Source organism: Thalassospira lucentensis (assembly GCF_011806425.1).
GTDB lineage: Bacteria > Pseudomonadota > Alphaproteobacteria > Rhodospirillales > Thalassospiraceae > Thalassospira > Thalassospira lucentensis_B.
In genome coordinates, this window is sequence record NZ_JAATOV010000003.1 from 217,927 (window position 1) to 242,292 (window position 24,366).

Annotated in this window: 24 protein-coding genes; 18 read left to right on the plus strand and 6 right to left on the minus strand. The window is 52.5% G+C overall.

The genetic code is table 11. From position 1 onward, the window contains the following. Positions 1-57: 57 nt before the first annotated feature. Together HCZ99_RS10965 and HCZ99_RS10970 are read right to left on the minus strand one after the other, a co-directional pair. Complete coding sequence (locus HCZ99_RS10965) at positions 58-1,191, minus strand: MFS transporter (protein WP_167447012.1); 1,134 nt, start codon at positions 1,189-1,191, stop codon at positions 58-60. Next, positions 1,188-1,721: a TetR/AcrR family transcriptional regulator gene (locus HCZ99_RS10970; protein ID WP_167447013.1), complete on the minus strand. Its 534-nt coding sequence runs from the start codon at positions 1,719-1,721 to the stop codon at positions 1,188-1,190. Before HCZ99_RS10970 ends, HCZ99_RS10965 begins: the two co-directional genes overlap by 4 nt. A gap of 275 nt (positions 1,722-1,996) precedes the next feature. Between HCZ99_RS10970 and rpsB the strand changes: the two genes are divergently transcribed. From rpsB to HCZ99_RS11050, 16 genes are all read left to right on the plus strand, one after another. After that, positions 1,997-2,779: a 30S ribosomal protein S2 gene (gene rpsB, locus HCZ99_RS10975; protein ID WP_167447014.1), complete on the plus strand. Its 783-nt coding sequence runs from the start codon at positions 1,997-1,999 to the stop codon at positions 2,777-2,779. 86 nt (positions 2,780-2,865) lie between these two features. After that, entirely contained in the window at positions 2,866-3,789 is a 924-nt protein-coding gene (gene tsf, locus HCZ99_RS10980; protein ID WP_167447015.1) for a translation elongation factor Ts, read from the plus strand. A 164-nt stretch (positions 3,790-3,953) separates the two neighbouring features. After that, complete coding sequence (pyrH, locus tag HCZ99_RS10985) at positions 3,954-4,685, plus strand: UMP kinase (RefSeq protein ID WP_167447016.1); 732 nt, start codon at positions 3,954-3,956, stop codon at positions 4,683-4,685. Between the two features lie 2 nt (positions 4,686-4,687). Further along, a complete protein-coding gene (frr, locus tag HCZ99_RS10990) occupies positions 4,688-5,251 on the plus strand; it encodes a ribosome recycling factor (protein WP_167447017.1) in 564 nt (187 codons plus the stop codon). A gap of 2 nt (positions 5,252-5,253) precedes the next feature. Continuing rightward, positions 5,254-5,994, plus strand: a complete 741-nt coding sequence (locus HCZ99_RS10995; RefSeq protein ID WP_167447018.1) for an isoprenyl transferase — start codon at positions 5,254-5,256, stop codon at positions 5,992-5,994. After that, positions 5,948-6,799, plus strand: a complete 852-nt coding sequence (locus tag HCZ99_RS11000) for a phosphatidate cytidylyltransferase (RefSeq protein WP_254869577.1) — start codon at positions 5,948-5,950, stop codon at positions 6,797-6,799. Before HCZ99_RS10995 ends, HCZ99_RS11000 begins: the two co-directional genes overlap by 47 nt. Before the next feature lie 39 nt (positions 6,800-6,838). Beyond that, positions 6,839-7,999 (plus strand): 1-deoxy-D-xylulose-5-phosphate reductoisomerase, encoded by a 1,161-nt coding sequence (locus HCZ99_RS11005; protein ID WP_167447019.1) that lies wholly within the window; start codon positions 6,839-6,841, stop codon positions 7,997-7,999. Positions 8,000-8,037: 38 nt separating this feature from the next. Further along, complete coding sequence (rseP, locus tag HCZ99_RS11010; protein ID WP_167447020.1) at positions 8,038-9,141, plus strand: RIP metalloprotease RseP; 1,104 nt, start codon at positions 8,038-8,040, stop codon at positions 9,139-9,141. Positions 9,142-9,167: 26 nt separating this feature from the next. Next, positions 9,168-11,462, plus strand: a complete 2,295-nt coding sequence (bamA, locus tag HCZ99_RS11015) for an outer membrane protein assembly factor BamA (RefSeq protein ID WP_254869578.1) — start codon at positions 9,168-9,170, stop codon at positions 11,460-11,462. Next, on the plus strand, positions 11,463-12,044 hold the full coding sequence (locus HCZ99_RS11020; protein WP_167447022.1) for an OmpH family outer membrane protein: 582 nt from the start codon (positions 11,463-11,465) through the stop codon (positions 12,042-12,044). Next, a complete protein-coding gene (gene lpxD, locus HCZ99_RS11025) occupies positions 12,044-13,063 on the plus strand; it encodes a UDP-3-O-(3-hydroxymyristoyl)glucosamine N-acyltransferase (RefSeq protein ID WP_167447023.1) in 1,020 nt (339 codons plus the stop codon). Before HCZ99_RS11020 ends, lpxD begins: the two co-directional genes overlap by 1 nt. Before the next feature lie 11 nt (positions 13,064-13,074). Continuing rightward, positions 13,075-13,524, plus strand: a complete 450-nt coding sequence (gene fabZ / locus HCZ99_RS11030) for a 3-hydroxyacyl-ACP dehydratase FabZ (RefSeq protein WP_167447024.1) — start codon at positions 13,075-13,077, stop codon at positions 13,522-13,524. Positions 13,525-13,526: 2 nt separating this feature from the next. Then, the gene (gene lpxA / locus HCZ99_RS11035) at positions 13,527-14,330 is read left to right on the plus strand and encodes an acyl-ACP--UDP-N-acetylglucosamine O-acyltransferase (RefSeq protein ID WP_167447025.1); all 804 of its coding nucleotides are present in this window, start codon (positions 13,527-13,529) and stop codon (positions 14,328-14,330) included. Then, positions 14,311-15,159 carry an LpxI family protein gene (locus tag HCZ99_RS11040; RefSeq protein ID WP_167447026.1) on the plus strand — a complete coding sequence of 283 codons (849 nt, stop codon included), beginning with the start codon at positions 14,311-14,313 and terminating at the stop codon, positions 15,157-15,159. Before lpxA ends, HCZ99_RS11040 begins: the two co-directional genes overlap by 20 nt. Further along, a complete protein-coding gene (gene lpxB, locus HCZ99_RS11045) occupies positions 15,156-16,322 on the plus strand; it encodes a lipid-A-disaccharide synthase (protein ID WP_167447027.1) in 1,167 nt (388 codons plus the stop codon). The genes HCZ99_RS11040 and lpxB overlap by 4 nt, the downstream gene beginning before the upstream one ends. Positions 16,323-16,397: 75 nt before the next feature. Then, positions 16,398-16,838: a VOC family protein gene (locus tag HCZ99_RS11050; RefSeq protein ID WP_167447028.1), complete on the plus strand. Its 441-nt coding sequence runs from the start codon at positions 16,398-16,400 to the stop codon at positions 16,836-16,838. A 120-nt stretch (positions 16,839-16,958) separates the two neighbouring features. Here HCZ99_RS11050 and HCZ99_RS11055 read toward each other — a convergent pair whose 3' ends face one another. Together HCZ99_RS11055 and gltX are read right to left on the minus strand one after the other, a co-directional pair. Continuing rightward, the gene (locus tag HCZ99_RS11055; protein ID WP_167447029.1) at positions 16,959-18,266 is read right to left on the minus strand and encodes a citrate synthase; all 1,308 of its coding nucleotides are present in this window, start codon (positions 18,264-18,266) and stop codon (positions 16,959-16,961) included. Positions 18,267-18,377: 111 nt separating this feature from the next. Next, the gene (gene gltX, locus HCZ99_RS11060) at positions 18,378-19,784 is read right to left on the minus strand and encodes a glutamate--tRNA ligase (protein ID WP_167447030.1); all 1,407 of its coding nucleotides are present in this window, start codon (positions 19,782-19,784) and stop codon (positions 18,378-18,380) included. Between the two features lie 207 nt (positions 19,785-19,991). Between gltX and HCZ99_RS11065 the strand changes: the two genes are divergently transcribed. After that, positions 19,992-22,109: a ComEC/Rec2 family competence protein gene (locus tag HCZ99_RS11065; RefSeq protein ID WP_368484254.1), complete on the plus strand. Its 2,118-nt coding sequence runs from the start codon at positions 19,992-19,994 to the stop codon at positions 22,107-22,109. Positions 22,110-22,251: 142 nt separating this feature from the next. Here HCZ99_RS11065 and lexA read toward each other — a convergent pair whose 3' ends face one another. Next, a complete protein-coding gene (gene lexA / locus HCZ99_RS11070) occupies positions 22,252-22,959 on the minus strand; it encodes a transcriptional repressor LexA (RefSeq protein WP_167447032.1) in 708 nt (235 codons plus the stop codon). Positions 22,960-23,237: 278 nt separating this feature from the next. Continuing rightward, a complete protein-coding gene (gene moaC / locus HCZ99_RS11075) occupies positions 23,238-23,717 on the minus strand; it encodes a cyclic pyranopterin monophosphate synthase MoaC (protein WP_167447033.1) in 480 nt (159 codons plus the stop codon). An 82-nt stretch (positions 23,718-23,799) separates the two neighbouring features. Here moaC and HCZ99_RS11080 point away from each other — a divergent pair, with 82 nt between their 5' ends. Further along, positions 23,800-24,345, plus strand: a complete 546-nt coding sequence (locus tag HCZ99_RS11080) for a hypothetical protein (protein ID WP_167447034.1) — start codon at positions 23,800-23,802, stop codon at positions 24,343-24,345. Positions 24,346-24,366: the final 21 nt, after the last annotated feature.

Consider the following 24,366-nt stretch of genomic DNA (forward strand, 5'->3'; position numbering starts at 1 on the left):
CTTACGGAAATCCAAGCCCGGCACCTTTGATTAGGGGCCGGGCTTTTTATATCTCGCTCAGGCAAAGGTCGCTTTTTGCCCGCTGCGGGCCAGCCCGGCCAAAAGGCTTAGAATGGCAAAGGCCAATGCCGCATATTCAGCACCAAGAGTGTTAAGCAGTATGCCGAATAACGGCGCACCGGCGGTTTGCCCAACTGCGATCATCAAAAATCCGATCATTAAACCCGTCGCCGGGCGTCGGGGCAGGGCGTTGACACCCCAGATAAGATACACACCGGTCAAGATGACATAGGATCCCCCAAACAGTGCGCCGCCAATGAATGTTGTCACGGTATTCGCGCCTTCAAACCCAATGGCAAGCATGCCGATCGCCATCAACCCTAAAAACAGCCAGTGCGTAATGGTCATGCCAAAGCGTGCGACAAGATTGCCCGCATACGCACCAGCGATACCCGCCGATCCAATGGCAATCCACAAAATACCGACATCACTGCTGTCCCAACCAAGGCGAAGCGTCGCAAGCTTTCCACCAAACGACCAAACTGCGGTGCTGGCTGCCCCCATCAGAAACGCTGCAATAATCAGCCGCAATACATTGCCATCAAGCTTTGGCAAACGGTGCTGGTGCGCAGCCATTTTGGATGACGATGGAAGATTGATGGCGCTTATGATCGCCATAATAACAGCGACCAAGGCAAAGCCGCCAAAAGCCATGCGCCATTCCCCGGCGATCAAAAGTGCTATAGGCCCAGATAGCGCAACGCCCACGCTGGTTCCGGCATTGATCGTTGCATTTGTTTGGTTCTGCTTATCGGCTTGCACAGCGGCGACGACGGCGGCGGCCATCGGGGGCGATGCAAGGCCGGTACTTGATCCGGCAATCAAAACGGCACAGGCCAGCCAAATTGCATTCGGGGCGGTCGCGATCCCAATCATGCCAATCGCTGCGACCAAAGATGCGGCAACCGCCACACGTCGTGGTCCGAAACGCTCGGTCAGGGCGGCTGATCCAATAATCGCAATGCAATACCCCAGGAAAGATCCACCTGAAATAAACCCCGAAAGGGTCGGGCCTAAAGACAATTGTTGGTCAATTTCAGGCAGGAATAATCCAAACGCGAACCGTGCAAAGCCATAACAAACAGCAATCAGCCCAAAGCCAGTTACTCCGATTTTAAATGCAGTGTTCATGCTTTGGCCTGCGCAATAAGCATCACTGCTGCTTGGTGTGCGGCAGTGATGGCATCGGCACCGCGATAGATCGCAGCAGCTGTGGCCCCCTCGATCAGTACAAGGATTTGGTCAGCGAGCAAGGAGAGGTTCGGGTGATCTGGACCAACTTCGCCACAGATGATGTTCGTGATCTGCGCTTGAAAGGCCGACTTGTGTCTTAGGATAACCTCGGTGAGTTCTGCGGTTTTCCCGCCAGTTTCACCATAGGCGCGCAAGAAAAGGCATCCCCGCGCGCCTTCGGTCCGTGTCCACGTGTGTAAGGCGTCAAACAGATCATCAATGCTTTGAACGTCAATGATCTGCATAAAGCGCTCATCGCGGGCAACCAGAACCGTTTTGACAAGTTCTGTTTTGCCGCCGGTATGTTTGTACAGTGTGCGGCTCGACATTTGGGCCGCTTCGGTCAACTGGTCCATGCTGGTTGCCATGAAACCTTGCTGATCAAATAGCCGTTCCGCCGATGTAAGGAGTTTGGTTTTCGTTTTCATGCCACCAAGTGTAAAACGATCGTTTTACTTTTGTCAAAGATTTTTGACCGCACACCCAGATTTCCGTTACACTGCGTGCAGTTGGCCTCAAGGTGCTGGGTAAGGTGCTTTTTAGGCTTGCATTCTTCTCGGGACGGGATTAAAACCCGCTCGAACATCGCACGCGAAAGAGCGGCGACTGCCGTCATATGGCAACTCGTCCATCCGGTGTTTCATGCATGAGGCATGAAATTCCCTTTCGCGGAGGTATTAACCGGAAAAAGGTAGGAATTATCATGGCTTTGCCAACCTTTACCATGCGCCAGCTCATGGAAGCTGGTGTCCACTTTGGTCACCACACCCGCCGTTGGAACCCGAAGATGAAACAGTACATCTTCGGTGCACGTAACGACATTCACATCCTGAACCTGCAGGAAACTGTCCCGATGCTGCATCGTGCGATGCAGGCCGTTCGTGACGTTACCGCTTCAGGTGGTCGTGTTCTGTTCGTTGGTACCAAACGTCAGGCATCCCCGATCATTGCTGATGCTGCAAAACGTTGCGGCCAGTACTATGTGAACCATCGCTGGCTCGGCGGCATGCTGACCAACTGGAACACTGTTTCCAACTCGATCAAACGCCTCAAAGAACAGGACGAAATCCTGAACGCTGGCGCTGAAGGTCTGACCAAAAAAGAAATCCTGAACCTGACCCGTTCGCGCGACAAACTTGAACGCGCTCTCGGCGGTATTAAGGATATGGGTGGTCTGCCAGACATTATCGTCGTGGTCGACACCAACAAAGAATCACTTGCTATTCAGGATGCCAAAAACCTGAACATCCCGGTTGTTGCAATCCTCGATTCCAACTCTGATCCGGCGAACATTCAGTTCCCGGTTCCGGGCAACGACGATGCAATCCGTGCGATCCAGCTGTATTGCGATCTGTTCGTTGGTTCCGTTCTTGACGGCATCCAGGAAGAAATGACCGCTTCTGGCGCGGATCTTGGCGAAGCGGAAGAAGTTCCTGCTGAAGCCGCCGCGACGAAAGATGCAGCTGCAGAAGCAGCTTCCGCATAACTTTCATTTTTTACCCGGGGAAACGGCGGCTAATATGCCGCCGTTTCTTTAGGTGTTAACTTGATTGCGTAATAGGGGCTTTAGAAATGGCTATTACCGCTGCTCTCGTAAAAGAGCTTCGCGAAACTACCGGCGCTGGCATGATGGATTGCAAAAAAGCGCTTTCCGAAACTGATGGCAATGTTGACGCAGCTGTTGATTGGCTGCGCACCAAAGGTCTTGCAAATGCTGCCAAAAAAGCTGGCCGTGTTGCTGCCGAAGGTCTGGTTGCTGTTGCTGTTGACGGTACCAAAGGTGCCGTTGTCGAGCTGAACGCTGAAACTGACTTCGTTTCGCGTAACGAAGAATTCCAGAAGTTCGTTAAAGAAGTTGCTGTTCAGGCCGTTTCGGTTGATGGCGATATCGAAGCACTGAAATCGGCACCGTTCCCAGGCTCGTCGCGTAACGTTGAAGAGCAGGTCACCCACATGATCGCCACCATCGGCGAAAACATGTCCCTGCGTCGTTCGGCTGGTCTGTCGGTCGAAAAAGGTGCAGTTGCTTCTTACATCCACTCGGGTGTTGCAACCGATCTTGGTAAAATCGGCGTTCTCGTTGCTCTTGAATCCGAAGCAGACGCTGCGGTTCTCGACGGTCTTGGTAAACAGATCGCAATGCACATTGCGGCAACCAACCCGGCATCAGCAACCGTCGAAGATTTGGACCCGGAATTGGTCGAGCGTGAAAAAGCCGTTCTGACCGACCAGGCCAAAGAATCGGGTCGTCCGGCTGAGATCATCGAGAAAATGATCGAAGGTCGTATCCGTAAATATTACGAGCAGGTTGTTCTGGTTGAGCAAACCTTCGTAATTGACGGCGAAAACAAAGTTAAAACCGTAATTGAGAATGCCGCTAAAGAAGCTGGTAAACCGATTACCCTTAAAGGCTTTGTTCGCTTCGAACTCGGTGAAGGCATCGAGAAAGAAGAGAAAGATTTCGCGGCCGAAGTTGCTGAGCAGCTGAACAAATAAAACATCTGTTCGAAATGGTGCGTTTTGCATCATTTCGTGTATGATCCAGACCGGCGAGGTCGGCAGCGCAAATCCGCCCTGTTACTCGCCGGTCTTTTTATATCTGAATTTTGCATTTCCCGTCCTTGGGTGATGTGCGACATCGGCATTAAGAGGCAGTCAGCATGGCAGAAAACGGTCCATTAAAATTTCGCCGCGTCCTATTGAAACTTTCGGGTGAGGGGCTTCTTGGTAAACAGCAATATGGGATCGATCCTGAAACGGTTGACCGAATTGCCAGCGAAATCAAAACCGTTCATGACATGGGTGCCGAAGTTTGTATGGTAATTGGCGGCGGGAATATCTTCCGCGGCGTCAAAGGTGCCTCTCAGGGCATGGAACGCGCCACAGCCGACTATATGGGCATGTTGGCGACCATTATGAATGCGCTCGCGGTTCAAAGCGCGCTTGAGCGTCACGGGGTTCAAACCCGTGTGCAGTCCGCCATTCCAATGTCTTCTGTTTGCGAACCTTACATTCGCCGTCGTGCTGTTCGGCACATGGAAAAAGGCCGCGTTGTTATCTTCGCTGCTGGAACGGGCAACCCGTTCTTTACGACCGATACGGCTGCTGCGTTGCGCGCGGTTGAAATGGATTGTGATGCGTTGCTTAAAGGGACACAGGTGGACGGCGTTTATACCGCTGATCCGAAAACCGACCCGACGGCAGAACGTTACGATTCCCTGACTTATATGGAAGTTTTGTCCAAAGATTTGCGTGTGATGGATGCATCGGCTATTTCTTTGGCACGCGAAAATGATATTCCGGTTATCGTATTTTCTTTGCATAATCCGGGTGCCTTTGCAGATGTTGTCTCTGCAAAGGGGACGTTTACGATTATTTCGAATGGAGACTGAACGTGTCTGACGTTGCTGGCCTAAAAAAGGACCTGTCCCGCCGTATGGAAGGGGCTGTAGAAGTACTGCACAAAGAATTTACCGGTCTGCGTACCGGACGTGCGAGTGTCAGCCTTCTTGAGCCGGTTATGGTCGAAGCCTATGGTGTTCCGACCCCGCTTAATCAGGTGGCTTCTGTCAGTGTTCCTGAATCCCGGATGCTTTCGGTTCAGGTCTGGGACAAAAGCATGGTCAAATCCGTTGAAAAAGCGATCCGCGATTCTGGCCTTGGCCTCAATCCGGCTGCTGACGGAACCTTGGTTCGCGTTCCGATTCCAGCCCTGAACGAAGAACGCCGTGCAGAGCTGTCTAAAGTTGCTGGCAAATATGCCGAGCAAGCCAAAGTTTCAGTCCGTAACGTCCGCCGCGACGGTATGGATCAACTGAAAAAATGGGAAAAAGACAGCGAAATCTCGAAGGACGAGATGCATGATGAGGAAAAAGAGATCCAGAAGCTGACCGACAAGGTCATCGGCGAGATCGATGAGGCGCTGTCTCATAAAGAACAGGAAATCATGCAAGTCTGATTATGGCTGTTCTGTCTTCGCAAGCTCAACCAAACGAACAGGCCTGTGTGCCGCGTCATGTTGCCATCATTATGGATGGCAACGGACGCTGGGCGCGCGGGCGTGGCAAGCCACGTACGATGGGTCATCGTGCCGGTATCGAAGCCGTCCGGCGTACGGTCGAGGCAGCCGGCGATCTTGGTATCGAATACCTGACGCTTTATGGTTTCTCGACGGAAAACTGGAAACGCCCCGAAAGCGAAGTCACCGACCTGATGGGGCTTTTGCGCTTTTTCCTAAAGCGAGAGCTTGCGACTTTGCATCGCAATAATGTCAAAATCCGCATTATTGGCGATCGGTCACGTTTTGCCGATGACATTCGCGATCTATTGGACGGGGCCGAACAAAAAACCCGTAACAATACGCGTCTTAATCTAACGATTGCATTGAGTTACGGGGCGCGGGCCGAAATTACCGAGGCCGTCCGTGAAATCGCGCGCCAAGTGGCATCTGGGCAGATCACAGCCGATGCCGTGACTGAAGATTTGATCGAAAATAATTTATCGACCGCGGGCCTGCCGGATCCTGATCTTTTGATCAGAACCAGTGGGGAACAGCGGATAAGCAATTTCCTGCTTTGGCAGTCGGCCTATACAGAATTCGTGTTTGAAGATGTTCTGTGGCCTGATTTTGATCGTAGCCATCTGGAAAAAGCCATTGAAAACTTTGCCGGACGGGAGCGACGTTTTGGTGCAGTCATCTGAGGCTGAACGTCAAAAAGATACGAATTCCGGGCTAAAACCACGCATTTTATCTGCGTTGGTGATGACACCCGTCGCCATCGCCGCCGTTTGGTTTGGCGCGCCTTATTTCGATATCCTTCTATTTGTGTTCTCTGCGGGAATGATGTGGGAATGGGCGCGGATGTGCATTCCCAATCACTATATTGGTGTTTCAATTGTTTCGGGTGTTGCCATTGGTGTGGCCATCTTGATGCAAGTAACCGGGCAGGGCGAACTGATGTTCATGCCTGTTGCCATCGGTGTGATCATTGCAATGGCGCGTGGCGGTAAAAACTGGCTTCTGGCCGGGTTTGGCGTTCTTTACATCTCTCTTGCCGGGTTATCGGCGATTTGGCTACGCCATCAGGAACCTAATGGTCTTTTGACGATCATGTGGTTGTTCTTCCTGGTATGGGCGACAGATACCGGCGGCTACACGTTTGGACGCTTGATTGGTGGCCCGAAACTCGCACCACGGTATAGCCCGAACAAAACTTGGGCCGGATTGCTTGGTGGTATGGTTTGTGCCGGGATTGTTGGCGGTGTGGTGACCTATCATAGCACCGATGCCATTAATTGGGTGATCGTGGTCCTGAGCATGGTTCTTGCTGTAGTGGCTCAGATTGGCGACCTTGGTGAATCTGCGCTTAAACGCTATGCCAAAGTCAAAGACAGCAGCCACCTTATCCCCGGACATGGCGGATTGCTTGACCGTGCCGATGGCATGCTGTCGGTGTTCCCGGTCGCATTTGCGATTATTTATTTCGCTGGGCTCTCATTGCGCTAGAACCAGATATGAAGCTGGTTCTTTTCTGACAGGTGTTTGATGACTTTGAAGAAATCCGTCAGTGTTTTTGGCGTTACGGGATCCGTCGGCAAAAGTACTGTCGATATTCTAAAAACGCATGCTGATAAATACAGTGTGGACGCGGTAACGGCGCATCGCAATGTTGATGCTCTTGCCAAAACGGCCATGGACCTTGGCGCGAAATGCGCTGTCATCGGGGATCCTGCCTATTTCGCACAGATGCGCGATGCGCTGTCGGGGACCGAAATTGAAGTATCCGCAGGCGAAGACGCGCTGATCGAGGCGGCTTCGCGCCCGTCGGACATCATCATCGCAGCAATCGTCGGCGCAGCTGGCCTGAAACCAACACTTGCGGCCATTCGCCGTGGTGCGCGGGTGGGGCTTGCCAATAAGGAAACCCTTGTTTGCGCGGGCAGCTTGATGGCGCGCGAGGTTACCCAGCATGGCGCCACCCTTATTCCGGTCGATTCTGAACATAGTGCGATTTTTCAGGTGCTCGAAGACCGGGCCGAAGACCAGATCGAACGTATTTTGCTGACTGCCTCCGGCGGGCCGTTTCGTCAATGGTCATTGGACGATATGAAATCGGTTACGCGTGCGCAGGCACTTGCCCATCCCAACTGGGAAATGGGGGCTAAAATCTCGATTGATTCGGCAACCATGATGAATAAGGGCCTCGAACTCATCGAAGCCCGGCATCTTTTCCCGGTTCCCGAAGAACGCATCGAAATCGTGGTGCATCCGCAGTCGGTGGTGCACAGCATGGTCGAATATGCCGATGGCTCGATTCTGGCGCAATTGGGCTCGCCCGACATGCGCACCCCGATTGCCTATGCCCTGTCTTGGCCCGAGCGGATCAAAGTCGACGCACCGCGTCTTGATTTTGCCACGATCGGAGGTTTGAACTTCGAGGCACCAGACTGTGCTCGCTTCCCAGCACTGCGTCTCGCACGAGAAGCCTTGCAGGCGGGCGGGACACTGCCTACAGTCTTGAATGCGGCAAATGAAATCGCCGTCGAAGCGTTTCTGAATGATAAAATCGGTTTTCTTGCGATTGCCGAGATTGTCGAAGAAATGATGACGAAAATCGGCAACGAAAATCTTGTCGATCTGGATCAGGTATTTGCAACAGATGCCATGGTCCGACGCGAAACAGCTGCACGGATCGCGGCTGTTTAACTAAATAACACCGGTTTTGCCGGATAAGGGACGTCTTAATGGAAACCTTGCTTTCTTTTCTTTTCGTACTCTCGGTTCTCGTGTTCGTTCACGAATATGGGCACTATTGGGTTGCGATTAAAAACGGCGTGAAAGTCGAAGCCTTTTCAATCGGTTTTGGACCAGAACTGTTTGGCTGGTACGACAAAAAAGGAACGCGCTGGAAAGTAAGCCTGCTGCCACTGGGCGGCTACGTTAAGATGTTTGGCGACATGAACCCAGCCAGTGCTGGCCAGCGTGATGACTTGGCCGAAGACGAAAAGCAATTCGCCTTTCATCACAAAAGTGTCGCGGCACGTGCGGCGATTGTTTTTGCCGGCCCGTTTGCCAATTTCCTGTTTGCCATTATCGTCTTTACGTTCCTGTTTGCCGCGGTTGGTCAACAACGCGCATTGCCGGTCGTGGGCGAGGTCATGGAAAACAGTCCGGCGGCTGTGGCCGGGCTTCAGACCGATGACCGCATTACTGCAATTGATGGCGATCAGGTTGAATGGTTCTCCGATCTTTCCGAAATCGTGCGCGCACATCCGTCTGAACAGTTGCAGCTGTCCGTTGTGCGCAACGATCAGCCGCTTGATCTGACCGTCACGCCAGAGGCCGTCACGCCAGAAGGCGGTGACGCATCGCAGGCATTTGGCCGTCTTGGTGTGACTGCGGGGGCGTTTGAAACCAGCCGCGACGGTGTTGTTGATGCTGTTGGGCGCGCGTTTAATTCGGTTTATATGTTAACCACCCAGACATTTTCGGCCATTGGCGAAATGATCAGTGGGGATCGTGACAGTTCCGAGCTTGGTGGTCCGATCCGGATCGCGCAGATGTCGGGTGAAGTCGCCGAAGGCGGCTTTGGACCGCTGCTGTTCTTTATGGGATATTTGTCTATCAGCCTCGGGTTGATTAACTTGATGCCTGTTCCGGTCTTGGATGGGGGGCATTTGGTGTTTTACGCGATTGAGGCAATTCGCGGTAAGCCATTGGGCGCAAAAGCACAAGAATATGGTTTCCGTATCGGTGCGGGTTTGGTATTCAGCTTAATAATCTTTGCAACCTGGAACGATCTGACGCAATTGGGCGTCTTTAGTTTCCTCAAAGGACTTGCTGGCTGATGATTGACGGCAAAAGGGGTTTTAACTTGCTGCGTACGGTAAAAGCGGCCGGAATTTGTACGGCTCTGCTTGGCGCGATGTCGCCAATGATTGTTTCGACGGTGGCCCACGCTCAAAGCTCGGGCGTGATCCGTGACATCAAGGTGGATGGCAATAATCGTATCGAAAGTGCGACGGTTGATGCCTATCTGACTGTTGCCCCGGGCGACCCGTATGATGCGCAGAAAATCAATGAATCTCTCAAAGCGCTGTTTTCGACAGGCCTTTTTGCAGATGTGTCGATTTCATTTAATCAGGGCGTGCTTCTGGTTAACGTTGTTGAAAACCCGATCATTAACCGCATTGCCTTTGAAGGTAACCAGCGTCTGAAAGACGATACGCTCAGCACCGAGCTGCAGCTGCGTCCACGCGTTGTCTATACCCGCACCAAGGTGCAGTCGGACGTTCAGCGTATCCTGGAACTGTATCGCCGTAATGGCCGTTTCGCCGCGACGGTGGATCCAAAAGTCATCCAGCTTGAACAAAACCGTGTCGATCTTGTCTTTGAGATTAAGGAAGGCGACGCCACCGGCATTCGTAAAGTCAATTTCATCGGCAATAAAGCGTTCGATGATGGTGAACTGTCCGAAGTCATCCGCACGACCGAAAGTGCGTGGTGGAAAATCCTGACCGCAGATGACAACTACGATCCTGATCGCGTCACTTTTGACCGAGAATTGCTGCGTCGTTTCTATCTTTCTGCCGGTTATGCTGATTTCCAGGTGCTGTCGTCGGTTGCAGAATTGACACCGGACCGCTCTGATTTCTTCATCACATATACGGTGAGTGAAGGTCAGCGCTATAAGTTCGGTAACATCAAGGTTGAATCCCAGATCGACAAGATTGACGGCGAAACGCTTCTCCCACTGGTCGATATCAAATCGGGCGAATGGTATAACGCTGAGCTTGTCGATGATTCCGTTCAGGCCTTGACCGAAAAAGTCGGTGATCAGGGCTATGCCTTTATCGATATTCGCCCGAACGTTCAGCGTAACCGCGAAGACGGTACGATTGACGTGACCTTTACCATCGCCGAAGGTCCAAAGGTTTACGTCGAACGGATCAATGTGGTTGGCAACGTACGGACCCTTGATGAAGTTATCCGCCGTGAATTCCGCCTGGTCGAGGGTGATGCGTTTAGCAGCTCTAAGATGAAGCGTTCGAAGCAACGTATTGAAAACCTGAACTTCTTTAAAAAGGTTGATGTGAAGACGTTGCCGGGCTCAACACCGGATCAGACCGTTCTTGAAGTTGATGTCGAAGAAAAATCCACCGGTGAGTTTTCGATCGGTGCTGGGTATGGCACGGATAACGGCGCCTTTGGTCAGATTGGTGTGCGTGAACGTAACCTGCTGGGTAAAGGTCAGGATTTGCGTCTTAACTTCACGCTCGGTTCGTCGGATCAGCAGGTTGATCTGTCTTTCACCGAACCATACTTCATGGATCGAGAAATTGCTGCTGGCTTCGATGTCTATCGTCGAGAGCAGGACAATCAGGACGAAAGCTCCTATGACGAAGAGCAGACAGGTGGGCGCCTGCGCGCAGGATTTAGATATTCAGAAGCCCTGTCGCATTCGCTTCGCTACGGGATTGAGCAGAATAAATATTCTAACATTTCAAAAGATGCGTCGCGTTTGTTGAAAGAAGAAAGCAATGAGTTCATTGAATCTTCAATTGGTCACACGCTGACCTACGACAAACGTGATAGCAGCTTCTCACCGACCGAGGGTTATTTCGGTCGTCTGTCTAACGATTTTGCCGGTCTCGGGGGGGATGAAACCTATCTGCGCACACGGATTGATGGCGGGTATTACTATCCGATCGATCGTGAGCATGAATGGGTTCTCTCAGCACGTGCTGCTGCCGGTTACATTGTTGGTATTGGCGACGATACTCGTATTTCCCAACGCTTCTTTGTTGGCGGTGCAAACCTGCGTGGTTTCGCATCGGCGGGTGTCGGGCCGCGTGATATCGCATCGGATGATGCGCTTGGGGGCAAAAGTTACTACACGGGGTCTGTACAGATGGACTTCCCGCTTGGCCTGCCGTCTGAATTTGCCCTTAAGGGCCGTATCTTTAGTGACTTCGGTTCTTCTGAGGGCGTAGACGGTGCACGTGCTGGCGAAATCTATGATGAGGGGTCACTTCGCGCGTCTGTCGGTGTTGGTGTCGGTTGGGAATCGCCATTTGGCCCCATCGGTGTCGATCTCTCGCAGGCTGTTTTGAAAGAAAGCTACGACAAAGAGGAAGTGTTCCGTCTTAACTTCGGGACCAGATTCTAAATGAGCATTACAAAATCTATCCGTAACGTCGCATTTGCTGTCGCAATGATTTCCGGCGCCGGTTTGGCAACCCATGCGCAGGCCCAAGAGCCGCTTGCAAAAGAGACCCTTGCAAACGTCATGATCGTCGATATCGACGGCATCTTGCGCGAAGCATCCGCCATGCGCGATGTGAACAAGCAGCTCAAAGCCCGGCAGCAGGCCTACCAGCAGGAAATTGAAACCCGGCAGCAGGCCTTGCGCGAAGAAGACAAGCAATTGGCGCAGCAGCGTAGCCTCTTGGCTGCCGACGTTTTTCAGGAAAAGCAAAAAGCCTTCCAACAGAAGGTCGCAGCTTTCCAGAAATTCGCACAGGGTCGCAACCGTGTGCTCGATGAAGCCCGCGCTGTCGCCAGTGGCGAGTTCCAAAAAAAGCTGATCGGCATTGTTGCTGATCTTGCTGAAAAGCGTCAGGCAACTTTGGTTCTGCGTAAAAGTCAGGTCATCCTTCATGCCAAGGGCATGAATGCTAGCCCGCAGGTCCTTGAGCGGATTAACGCTGAACTGCCAACGCTTAAGGTTCAGTTCAAGGAAGGCTCTTAATGGCTGATCCGCGTTTTTTTAATCGCAAAGGTCCGTTCAGCGTTCAACAGATCGCTGAACTTACGGGCGCGACCCCGGTCAATGCACCGGACGCGGACCGCCGTTTTGAGGACGTGGCGCCTCTGCAAATCGCAGATGCCACGATCCTGAGCTTTTTTGACAATCGCAAATACATTGATGCCTTTGTCGAAAGCAAAGCTGGCGCATGCTTCGTGCGTCCGGAATTTGCTGATCGCGCGCCGAAGGACATGGTCCTGTTTACGACCGATGATCCGTACCGCGCCTATGCCAAGGCAGCAACGGCCTATTATCCGTTTGAAACCGGAAATGGTGTCATTTCTGACCGGGCCGTGATTGATCCGACCGCGAAGCTTGGCACAGGTGTTCAGGTTGATGCCTGTGCTGTCATCGGCGCCAATTGTGAAATTGGCGACGGGACGATCATTGCGCCTAATGCGGTGATCGGCGATGGCGTCGTCATTGGTGCCGGCAGCAAAGTCGGGGCAGGGGCGACCATCAGCCACAGCCTGATTGGTAATCTGTGCCTGATTTACCCCGGTGCGCGCATCGGTCAGGACGGTTTTGGCTTTGCCATGGGCCCGCAGGGACACGTCAAGGTGCCCCAGCTTGGTCGCGTTGTCATCGGCAATGACGTCGAAGTCGGCTCAAACGCGACAATTGATCGTGGGGCAGGGCCAGATACCATCATTGGCAATGGCTGTCGTATCGACAATCTGGTGCAAATCGGCCATAACGTCGAACTTGGCATGGGATGTGTTATTGTCTCCCAAGTCGGGATTTCCGGATCGACCAAACTTGGCAACTTTGTTGTTTTGGCCGGGCAGGTCGGTGTTACCGGGCATCTTGAGATTGGTGATGGGGCCAAGGTTGCCGCGCAATCGGGTGTCATGAAAAGCATTGGACCGGGCGAGACCGTGGGCGGAAGCCCTGCCGTCCCGGTTATGGAATACCATAAACAGACGGTGGCCTTGTCGCGTCTGATACGAAAAAAGAAATAAGGGCTATACGCATGACCGAACTGTTAAGTGTTGATATTCAGCGCATTCTGGAAATGATTCCGCATCGCTATCCGTTTTTGCTGATTGATAAAGTCATCGATATTGATCCGGGTGAGTCTGCGACCGGCATCAAAAACGTTACGATGAATGAACCACAGTTCACAGGGCATTTCCCGCAGCAGCCAATTATGCCGGGCGTTTTGATCGTCGAGAGCATGGCTCAAACCGCCGCCATTCTTGTCGTTCAGACACTGGGCGAAGACGCCGAAGGCAAACTGGTTTACTTCATGAGCATCGATAACGCCCGTTTCCGGAAGCCGGTAACGCCAGGCGATGTCATGCACATTCATGTGGTCAAAAAACAAAGCCGTGGTCCGGTCTGGAAATTCGAAAGCCAAGTCAAAGTGGATGGGCAAGTCGTTGCCGAGGCCACAATCGCCGCGATGATCCGGGATAACTGATAATGTCAAAAGTACATCCAACCGCCGTCGTCGAAGATGGCGCGCAGATTGGTCAGGATGTCGAAATTGGGCCCTATTGTGTGGTGGGCCCGAAGGTTGTCTTGGGGGACCGGGTCAAGCTGCATAGTCATGTGGCCATGGCGGGGGTGACGACCCTTGGCGATGAATGCGAGGTTTATCCATTCGCATCGGTCGGCCATGCCCCGCAGGACTTAAAGTTCAAAGGTGAAGAAAGCCGCCTGATCGTCGGCAAACGCACCAAAATCCGCGAGGGTGCCACCCTTAATCCCGGTACCGAAGGCGGCGGGATGGAAACCACAATTGGAGATGACTGCCTTTTGATGACCGGGGCCCATGTTGGTCACGATTGTCATGTCGGCAATCATTGCATTCTGGTCAATAACGGTACTTTGGCGGGACATGTTCTGGTCGAAGATTTCGCAATCGTCGGCGGGCTTTCGGCCGTGCATCAGTTTGTCCGTATTGGCAAACATGCCATGATTGGTGGCATGACTGGTGTTGACAGTGACGTGATCCCATACGGGTCTGTCATTGGCAACCGTGCGTATCTATCGGGTTTGAATATCATTGGTCTGAAACGCCGTGGATTTGATCGTGAAACGATCCATTCCCTGCGCAAAGCATATCGACTGTTATTTGCCCAGGAAGGCACGCTTGCCGAACGCGTCGAAGAAGTCTCCAAAGATTTCGAAGGCGTTGGTCCTGTGATGGAAATCATCGACTTCCTGAAAGCAGAAAGCATGCGTTCCGCATGTACGCCAAAATATGACAGCTCAGCAGGATAATCCGCAGCCGAAATTGGGGATTATCGCAGGCGGCGGCGCACTACCTGTGCGCTTGGCGTCTGCGGCCACGGCCGCTGGGCGGGATGTGTTTATTGTCTTGCTTGATGGCTATGCCAACGACCCGGCGCTAGAAGATTATCCGCACAAAACCTTGCGTCTTGGGGCTGCGGCCAAAATCCTTGATGCCATGGGCAAACAAAAATGCGTCGATGTTGTGTTGGCGGGCAAAGTCGCACGACCAAGCTTTTCGGCCATGCGCCCAGACTGGCGCGCCACCAAACTTCTGATGAAAGTCGGCATGAAGGCACTCGGCGATGACGGTCTTTTGCGCCTTGTCGGCCAAGAGCTTGAACGCGAAGGATTTCACCTTGTCGGTGCGCATGAAATCCTGTCCAATCTTGCCGTCCAAGAAGGCGTTCTTGGTGCCGTGCAGCCCGATGAACAGGCACTTAGTGATGCCAAACATGGCTTAATCGTCGCGCGCACATTGGGCCAAGCCGATGTCGGGCAGGGCTGTGTCGTACAACAGGGCCTTGTTCTGGCACTTGAAGCCATCGAAGGCACCGATGAAATGGTCCGCCGTTCAGCCCTTTATAAACGTGATGGTGTTGGTGGTGTTTTGGTGAAATCTGCCAAACCACAACAAGACCGCCGTCTTGATCTACCCGCGATTGGCATGACAACCGTCGAAGAAGCCCACAAAGCTGGATTACGTGGCATTGGTCTGTTGGCCGGTGGCACCATGATCATTGATCGTGATGCGGTTTTGGCGCGTGCTGACGCGCTTGGACTATTTGTCATGGGGCTTCGCGTGGATGAAAGCCAATGACCACTCAGTCCTCCATAAACGGCCCCAAAATTATGCTGGTGGCCGGCGAAGCATCCGGTGATCAGTTGGGCGGGCGTTTGATGGCCGCGATCAAGGCACAGGCGCCAAATGCGCGCTTTATCGGTGTCGGTGGCCCGCGGATGGAGCGCGAAGGCCTCAGCAGCCTTTTTCCAATGAATGAAATGTCGGTGATGGGCCTGACCGAAGTCGTGCCCCACATCCCCCATTTGCTCAAACGCATTTCGCAAACCGCAAAATTTGCGCGCAGTGAACACCCCGATGTAGTGATCACGATTGACGCCCCGGATTTCAGCTTCCGTGTTGGTAAAAAGCTTAAGGGCAAGGGAATTCCGCTTGTCCATTATGTCGCGCCCTCTGTCTGGGCGTGGCGTTCCGGGCGCGCGCGCAAAATTGCTGATTTCTTGGACCATCTTTTGGCACTTTTGCCGTTTGAGCCGCCCTATTTCGAAAAAGAAGGCCTGCCAACCACTTTTATCGGCCACTCAGCCGTCGAAGAGCGCCATGATGGGGACGCAGACCGTTTTCGCGCCCAGCACGCCCTTGATGGCGATACAAAGCTGTTGGCGGTTCTGCCGGGCAGTCGCAATTCAGAAGTCAAACGCCTGCTTCCGATTTTTAAGGCGGTTGTCACCGACATTGCCGCAAAACATCCCAATACCCGGATAGTCGTTCCAACCGTTGCCAAGGTGGCCGACGTGGTCACTGATGAAATGAAAGATTGGCCTCTGTCGCCGATCGTTGTTTCAACCGATCAAGAACGCCATGATGCCTTTGCTGCCGCAAACTGTGCGCTGGCGGCATCGGGAACAGTCTCGCTGGAGCTTGCAATTTCTGGTGTACCGCATGTCATTGCCTATCAGGTCAATGCACTGACCGGCTGGGTGGCCAAACGCCTGATTAAGATCGATACCGTGACCATTGTTAATTTGGTCCTGGGCCGCAAATTGATCCCGGAATTCTTACAAAGCCGATGCAAACCCAAAAAAATCATTCCGGTGTTAGATGAATTGCTTGGCGATAGTCCTGCGCGCCAAGAACAAAAAGACGGCTTTGACGAAGCCTGTCGCTTGTTGGGCTTTGGCGATCGCGCGCCAAGCGAAAAAGCCGCCGAGCAGATTTTAAAAATCATAGCCAAAAAATAACCTGCTCAGGGTGGCGTTATGTCCTGATACAGCCTAGTTTCACATCATTGATCACTTCATTACGGAGACATTGTTATGCGTTATTTGCACACGATGGTGCGTGTCGAAAATATTGATGACTCACTGAAATTTTATTGTGACCTGCTGGGCATGCGCGAAACCCGCCGCATCGAAAGCGAAGAAGGGCGTTTCACCCTGATTTATCTGGCACCCGAGGCCGACGTCGAAAGTGCCAAATCCGTTAAGGCTCCGGAACTTGAACTGACCTATAACTGGGACCCGGAAAGCTATTCTGGAGGTCGTAACTTCGGTCACTTGGCCTATGAAGTTGATGACATCTATGCCACCTGCCAGAAACTGATGGATGCCGGTGTAACCATCAACCGCCCGCCGCGCGATGGCCGTATGGCGTTTGTTCGCTCGCCAGACAACATTTCCATCGAGTTCCTGCAAAAAGGCGACAGCCTGAAACCAGCAGAACCGTGGGCAAGCATGGAAAACACCGGAAGCTGGTAAAACCGGTTTCGGGGATGGTCGTTTTAGACCGTTCTAAAAGACGTCAGATACAACAAAGGCCCGGATTTAACTCCGGGCCTTTGCTTTTTGATCTTCGTTAGATCGTTGGTCTTGGGCGAATTAACGCTTGTCGACCGGAACGAACGGACGTTCTGCGACACCGGTAAACAGCTGACGCGGACGACCGATTTTCTGCGAAGGATCTTCGATCATTTCTTTCCACTGGGCGATCCAGCCGACGGTACGTGCAACCGCGAACAGCACGGTAAACATGCTGACCGGAATGCCCATCGCTTTAAAGATGATGCCCGAATAGAAATCGACGTTCGGATAGAGTTTCTTCTCGATGAAGTACTCGTCTTCACGTGCAATGCGTTCAAGTTCCTGCGCAACGTCAAGCAACGGATCGCTGATGTTGAGTTCTTTGAGAACTTCGTGGCAGGTTTCCTGCATCACTTTGGCGCGCGGATCGTAGTTTTTGTAAACGCGGTGACCAAAGCCCATCAGGCGGAACGGATCGTTCTTGTCTTTTGCTTTTGCGACATATTCCGGGATGTTTTTCACATCTCCGATTTCGTTAAGCATCTTAAGAACGGCTTCGTTTGCACCACCATGTGCCGGACCCCAAAGGGATGCGATACCAGCAGCAATACATGCAAACGGATTTGCACCCGAAGAACCGGCAAGACGTACGGTCGAGGTCGATGCATTCTGTTCGTGGTCAGCATGCAAGATCAGGATACGATCCATTGCTTTGGCCAGAACAGGATTAACAACATACTCTTCGCACGGGTTACCAAACATCATCTGCAGGAAGTTTTCTGCATAACCGAGGTTGTTGTTCGGATAACGGAACGGCTGACCGATTGAATATTTGTACGCCATCGCTGCGATGGTCGGCATTTTCGCAATCAGGCGATAAGCCGAAATCAGACGCTGCTGCGGGTCATTGATGTCGGTGCTGTCGTGATAGAACGCAGACATTGCACCAATAACACCAACCATGATGGCCATCGGATGCGCGTCACGGCGGAAGCCGTTATAGAAATTGCGCATCTGCTCATGCACCATCGTGTGCAGGGTGATGTCAGTTTCGAACTGTTTCTTTTCAGTTGCGTTCGGCAGCTCGCCATAGATCAGCAGGTGGCAAACTTCAAGGAAGTCTGCGTTTTCTGCCAGATCGTCAATCGCATAACCACGGTGGCGCAGGATACCCACATCGCCATCAATATAGGTCAGCTCTGACTGGCAGGAGCCGGTTGACGTAAAGCCAGGATCATATGTGAAAAATCCAGTTTCGGCGTAAAGTTTCCGAATGTCGATAACATCCGGTCCTACGCTACCCTTAAGCACCGGCATCTCGATCGACTTGCCTGAGGCATTGTCGGTCAGTGTTACGGTGTGGGAAGTCTTGGAATTATCAGCCATGACTATTTTTCCTTCCCTGTTTGAACGAACACGGTTTCAAGTTGGATGCAGCATAATGCTGCGGCGCACCAAGCGCAAACAGACTATTAGCTTTTTCGTTATTCGCTGTTGTTATGCATCGAAATGGCGAATGCGTTTCAGCGTTTGCTCTTTGCCAAGCACGATCATGACGTCGAAGATGCCTGGTGAAGAATTGGAACCTGTGAGCACCGCCCGCAAGGGTTGCGCCACTTTGCCAAGTTTAAGATCAAGTTTCTCGGCGGTTGCGCGAACACTTGCCTCAACGTTCTCTTCGGTCCAGTTGTCAAGCGCTTCAAGGCTGCTGGCAAGTTCTCCAAACAGACCTTCGGGGGCGCTATCAATCAGGGACTGAGCTTTCTCGTTAAATGACGTAACGCCATCGGTAACGTAGAAGGCCGAAGATACGGCGAGCTCGATGAGTGTCTTAGCTCTTTCTTTAAGGCCTGGCATGCCATTGATCAAGATTTCTTTTTGCGCTGCATCAATTGCATCGCTTCCAATCAGGTCCGCAACCCGTTGGGAAATCTCGTCTACAAGCCTTTTGTCATCTGTCTGGCGCATATAAACGCCGTTCAGGTTGGTCAGCTTGGCAAAGTCAAAACGTGCCGCACCTTTACCAACGTCGGTGACGTCAAACCACTCAATCGCCTGTTCCTGCGAAATGACTTCGTCATCGCCGTGACCCCAGCCAAGACGCAGAAGATAGTTGTTCAACGCTTCTGGCAAAAAGCCCATTTCGTCGCGATAGGCATCAACACCCAAAGCACCATGACGTTTGGAAAGCTTCGCGCCATCCGGGCCGTGAATAAGCGGGATGTGGGCAAATGTCGGAACATCCCAACCCATCGCATCATACAGCGCCTTTTGGCGGAATGCGTTGGTCAGATGGTCATCGCCACGAATAACGTTGGTTACGCCCATGTCAAAGTCATCAACAACCACTGACAGCATATAGGTCGGGGTGCCATCGCCACGCAGAATGACATAATCGTCAAGCTGCTCATTGCTGACGTGGACTTCACCTTGAACCTGATCGTTGATCACGGCATCGCCTTCCTGCGGCGATTTAAGGCGCACCACAGGCTTAACACCTTCTGGGGCTTCGGATGGGTCACGGTCACGCCAGGTGCCGTCATACTTCATTGGGCGGCCCTCTGCGCGTGCTTTTTCGCGCATTGCCGTCAATTCTTCGGGCGTGCAATAGCAATGATACGCTTTGCCCGCATCAAGAAGCTGTTGGGCAACCTCGGCATGGCGGTCGCGACGGGCAAACTGGAACGTCGGCTCTTCGTCGGCGGTCAGGCCCAGCCAGTTCAACCCATCAAAAATGGCTTCAACAGCCTCGGGGGTTGACCGTTCGCGGTCTGTGTCTTCGATGCGCAGCAAAAATTTGCCGCCGGTATGTTTGGCATAAAGCCAGTTATAAAGAGCGGTGCGTGCGCCGCCGATGTGGAGAAACCCGGTCGGGGACGGGGCAAAACGGGTAACAACCGTCATTCATTCTATCCGTTATTTGGATGTTGTCGCTTGTCGTATGGACTTTTGGCGTGCAGGCTATAGCACAAATGACACGCTGTTGCACCACAGCGGATGTTAGGTAGGAACTAAGCTGCGGGCATGCTATTGGACATTCGTCGAAGGCGTTTTGGAATAATATCGCAAAAACAAAAGCTTGCAGAGATATTTTCGCAAGTTACATCCATTGTGGCCCAGCAAAGAAATAAATGGTTTTTGCTGTCGGTTATCTTCTTTGGGTTGGGATGCGCGATCTATTTTTGTCTTCCTGCGCGCATTTCCACAACCCAATCGGCTACCGCATTGATTCTTTTGGCCAGTGGTTTTTGGCTGTCGCGCCGACGGACAATGGTGGCATTTTGCTTGCAATTATTGTCCTGTCTTGCCGCCGGGCTTTTTATCGCGGCACTCCACACCCAAATGGGGCCGACCAACCTTCTGACCCGAACGCTATATTCTACAACTGTCACCGGCGACATCATTGCTGTTGAACCACGCGGGAAACGACTGCGTGCGACCATTGAACCGATTGCGATTGATGGGCTCGATCAGGATCGTTTTGATTGGACGGTGCGGCTTAGTTTTCTAGGCGATAGCGACCTTGCGATTGGCGACCGGATATCGGTCCGCGCACGGTTGTTTCCTCTACGTGCACCATCCGTTCCCGGGGATCCCGATTTTGCCCGCAATCTGTATTTCAGCGACATCGGTGCGACCGGCTTTGCCTTTGGTCGTCAATTTGAAGTATCGCGCGGTAAAGAAGAAAATAATATCAGTGCATTATGGAGGTATATCGAAGTTCTTCGGCAAAAAATATCGCACAAGATTGATGCAAGTTTAAGCGCGCCTGAGGCCGGAATTGCTAAGGCCCTCATCATTGGGGAACGCGGCGATGTCTGGCCCGAAATTGCCGAAGATTTGCGCAAATCAGGCTTGGCCCATCTGCTGGCGATATCCGGGCTGCATATGGGGCTTCTCTGCGGCACTGTGTTTTTTCTGATCCGCTGTGGTTTGGCGGCGATCCCGCCCATTGCCTTGCGATATCCAATTAAAAAATGGGCCGCGATTGGCGCAATGACGGCGGGGCTTGTTTATATGGGATTGTCCGGGGCGACAGTCCCGACACAGCGGGCCTATGTGATGCTGTTTGTGGTCTGGGTCGCGTTGTTGCTGGATCGACGGGCGATTTCACTGCGTCTGGTCGGTGTTGCGGCTGTGATTGTTTTGCTTTTGCGCCCGGATGCGGTTCTCGGTGCCAGTTTCCAGCTATCCTTTGCCGCCGTGGGCGCGCTTGTCGCCTTTTACGATGGTCCGGGGCGGCGTTGGCTTGACGGGCAGGGTGCCAGACCGTGGTTTGAACGCGTCTTGGTCTATTTGGCGGGGCTTGTGATTACCGGTGTTATTGTTACCGCTGTCACGGCGCCGATCATTGGCTATCACTTTGGTCGCATATCGGCCCTGGGTGTTGTCGCCAACTTGTTTGCCATTCCGGTGATGGCTTTTTGGGTGATGCCATTAATCGTCGCGGCTTTGGCATTGATGCCATTCGGGTTGGAATATCCCGTACTTTGGTTGATGCGACCGGGACTGACCATCTTGCTTGATACCGCGTCATGGCTTGGCAATGTTGAATGGGGGTTGTGGTATGTCGCGGGGCTCGATGCCGCGGCCATGACCTGCCTGGTGTTAGCGCTAACATGGTGTGTGATCTGGCGCCATCGCCTGATGCTGCTGCCCGTCATTCCAGTTTTGATCGCAGCTGTGATCTTTCAAACCCAGCATCAATCTTCTGACATTTTAATCTCTGGGGATCGGGAAAGCTGGGCGGTTTTTGACCGCAATCAACAGGTTCTTCATATCCCCGAAAAGCTGTCATCCTTTCAAAAATCGATTTGGATGGCGCGCTTTGGCCTGCGTCCCGAAAACGAAAACCAACAGGTGCAAGCCTGTACCGACGAACCCTGTTATATCGCCCTTGGTGGGGATCATCCCAAAAACATCATCATCGCCAGTGCTTTGACCGACCCGTTCTATGCCTGCCGGAATGCCGATATCGTTGTTGATCTGAAAAACGACCTGCCAACCAAACAGTGCCGCGCATCTGGCACAGATATTCAGATCGATGATGATGTTTTGTGGTGGCAAGGCGGGGTGGCGATGAATCCGAAAAATATTGGCGACACAGACAAAGCCAGTGACCTTAACACGGTCAGCAACCGCCAAAATCAGGACCCGTCGATACTGTCAGTGCGCCAACAGGCGGGGCCTTGGCCATGGATCGTGATTGGCGGCAAAGTTGCCCGCTAAGTTTGGGGTTTGGTTTTGATCCACGCGGGTGGGGAAAATGCCCAAATTAAATCATCATACAAATAAATATCGCCCGGACTTAATGTAAATCCGGGCGACATATCAATTGGTTATGCGGGGAGCCGAAACTTAATGCTTCAGCTCAATATTGCCGCAACAGTCCGACCAGACGGCCCTGAATGCGGACGCGGTCGGGTGACAAGGACCGCGTTTCATAGCGCGCATTGGCCGGTTCAAGCATCACTTGACCAAGACCGCGTTTCAGGCGTTTAAGCGTCGCTTCGCTGTCATCGACAAGGGCGACGACAATCGTGCCGTCATGGGCCTGTTCACAGCGCTGGATCAGGACTGTATCGCCATCAAGAATACCGGCCTCGATCATGGAATCACCTGAAACCTCAAGCGCGTAATGATCACCGGTCCCCAAAAGGGCGGCTGGAACCTGCACCATCGTGCTTTGATCGCGCAGTGCTTCAATCGGTGTACCTGCGGCAATCCGCCCATAAAGCGGCAGCGAAATGGCGTCGTTGCTGTCAGAAAACGCTGTTGGCACCGTCGTTGGCCGATGCGGCGTTTTGCGCGCATTGGCGATAGAGGTCACATTATTGGCGGTTTCCGGGGTGTCATCATTGCTGTTATCAGGCAGGCGCAAGACTTCAAGCGCACGGGCCCGGTGGGCCAGGCGGCGGATAAAACCGCGTTCTTCAAGCCCGGTAATCAGGCGGTGAATGCCCGATTTGGATTTAAGGTCCAGTGCCTCCTTCATCTCATCAAAAGAAGGCGAGATCCCGCGATCGCGAAGGTAATTGTCGATATAGACCAGCAATTCGTATTGCTTACGCGTCAGCATGACATTTTCCGAACCTGTAGAAAGAACAAAATGAATACATAAGTGTTCTACTTTAGTTCTTTTCCGAGGTCAAGCATGTCCGATCCACTTGATGGTGGAATTGTTCAATCGGGCCTATTCTTCAAAATAAGTGAATAATCACCCGCATCACCACAGATGCGCTGAACTCCGAATTTTATGCGCGCGCCATCTGTTCATACACGAGCAAATCGTGCGTCGGTATCCGCCTTTAGATGGGGCGGAAGATATGTCGGAAGATACGCCTTAATATCCCGTACCTAGTCGGCGATAAAGGTGCCCGATTTGCCGCCTTCTTTTCGGGTGACACGAAGGTCGGTAATCTGCATGCCCTTATCGACTGCCTTGCACATGTCAAACACGGTCAGTGCCGCGACAGATGCCGCAGTCAGGGCCTCCATCTCGACCCCGGTTTTCCCGGTGGTTTTGCAGGTGGCGGTAATATCGACGGCATCAACATCCTTGGCCAGTTCAAGATCCACCGTGACCGATGTGAGGGGCAGGGGGTGGCAGAGCGGGATCAGGTCGGGGGTTTTCTTGGCCCCCATGATCCCGGCCAGTTGGGCAATGCCAAGCACATCCCCCTTTTTATGCCCGCGATTTGCAATCAGCTCGTAAGTTTTGGCAGACATCAAAACCCGTGCCTTGGCAACTGCGATCCGCGAGGTGTCAGCCTTGGTCGAAATATCAACCATTACCGCGTTGCCACCCGCATCAATATGGGAAAGTTCGTCTGCCATGGTGCTTCCTTGTTGGGCTTAGGGTTGTGTGCTAATCGGTTAATACACTTAAAGATATTTATGATCGAAAATGGTAAGATTGATGAAGACATACACCAAACTAATTGTTGGTGGAACGCTGGTTCTGCTTCAGGCGTGTGCTAGCGGGCCAAGCCTTGATCGTCTGGTCGACACGGACACGGTCACCCGTTTTCTTGAAATTGGCATCCGACACCTTGAGAGAGAATATCAAGATCCATCATACTTACCGCCCGGATATCGCAAACTAGACCGCGAACAGGTGGAAGCAGTTCTTGTTGGCAAATCTTTCACGTTGGTCAATCCGGCCAACGGATTTCAAGTTCGTGCGCAACTCGACAGTGAAAATCAAGTCATCATCCGTGGGCGGCGGGGCGCATATTGGTCGGGCAATGCTTCGTGGGAACGCTTTTCTTGGGGCGATTATCACGACAGAGACAAACTGTGCCTGACATCCCAATTCTGCTTTGTCTTTTCACGGTTCGATGATCTTGAAGGTGACGACATTCTTGGTGCGCGCGTGCATCGAGGCGGTAAAAAGCTATTGAAGTTAAACTACCGCTATTGGGTGTTCACAAACATTGATCAGATCAACGTTCCGGCTGATTAGATCCTCCATCAGCCGGAACTA